The following is a 1,391-nucleotide window of genomic DNA, read 5'->3' as shown; positions in this document are numbered from 1 at the left end:
GTGGCGCTCGGGCGATCTGCTGCGCTACGACGAGGACGGCTATTGCTGGTTTGTCGACCGCATCGGCGACACCTTCCGCTGGAAGAGCGAAAACGTGTCGACTACCGAGGTGGCCGAGGCCTTGTCGGACTATGCCGGGCTGGAGTCGGTGGCGATCTACGGCGTACAGGTGCCGGGCCTCGAAGGGCGCTGCGGCATGGCGGCGGCGGTGATGCAGACAGGTCACCATTTTGATCCAGTCTCGTTTTACCAGTTGGTGCATGGCAGACTGCCGCGCTACGCCGTCCCGCAGTTCGTGCGCGTGTGCCCGGAAGCCGACATGACCACCACCTTCAAACTGAAAAAGACCGAGCTGATGCGTGCAGGCTACGATCCCGCCCGCTTTGACGATCCGCTGTATGTGTGCGACGAGGCGGCGCAAGCCTATGTACCGTATTCGCCAGCTGCACTGGAAAAGGCCGGTCTGCCGCCATTTGCCGGCTAGGGAGTGGGGCGGCTAAACGCACATGCCGCCCCCTTTTTTCAGTTCCCCATCCTGCCGCAGCGCCCGGATAGCCGGCTCACGAGGATTTTATGTCCGACACCGAATTGCATTACCCGTTTGCCGATCCGCCCGCTGCCGGCTGTGCACTTGAAGTCGCACCCGGCGTGTTGTGGCTACGGATGCCGATGCCGTTTCCGCCCGGCCACATCAATCTGTGGCTGATCGCAGACGGCGAGGGCTGGGCGCTGGTGGATACCGGCCTTGCCAGCGATACCACGCGCGAACTGTGGCACACGCTGCTGCGCCGCTACCGGCTGACCCGCTTGATCTGCACCCATTTCCACCATGATCACGCCGGCCTTGCCGGCTGGTTGTGCGAACGCCAAGGGATGAAGCTCTGGATGCCCGAGGCCGAGTACCACGCCTTGCAGGATACCTGGGGACGTGGTACTGATGACGCCCGCGCGGGTGACGAGCGCGCATTTTTTATGGCTAGCGGCCTGCCTGTCGCCACGCTCTTGCTGGCTGTAGCCAGTTTTCGTGACGGCAATTTTATCAGCCCGCCACCTGCCGCCTTCACCCCCTTGTCGGACGGCGACGAGCTGGCCATAGGCCCGCATCGCTGGCGAGTGATCACCAGCGCCGGTCACTCACCCCAACATGCGCTATTGTATTGCGCAGCACTTGGCGTGCTGATTGCCGGTGACCAGTTGCTGCCGCGCATTACGCCCAGCGTCGGGCTTAATCTGTCCAACCGTCTGGGCGACCCCTTGGGCAGCTGGATGGCCGCGATGCTGGCGCTGCAGAATCTGCCCGCCGCCACCTTGGTGCTGCCTTCGCACCAGTTGCCCTTTATCGGCGCCAGAGCGCGCGCGGCGCGCATCGCCAGTTATCACCGCCGGCAACT

2 protein-coding genes are annotated in these 1,391 nt (G+C 63.7%); both read left to right on the top strand.

The features are described 5' to 3' along the window. A partial coding sequence (locus tag ACRC1E_RS05250) for an AMP-binding enzyme (RefSeq protein WP_438514057.1) occupies positions 1-484 on the top strand: 484 nt, incomplete at its 5' end. Between the two features lie 89 nt (positions 485-573). Next, positions 574-1,391 (top strand): MBL fold metallo-hydrolase (locus tag ACRC1E_RS05245; RefSeq protein ID WP_438514056.1); only part of this gene is annotated, 818 nt, incomplete at its 3' end.

The organism is Craterilacuibacter sp., assembly GCF_051659485.1.
Taxonomy (GTDB): Bacteria; Pseudomonadota; Gammaproteobacteria; order Burkholderiales; family Chromobacteriaceae; genus Craterilacuibacter.
This window is presented reverse-complemented; position numbering and strand designations above follow the sequence as displayed.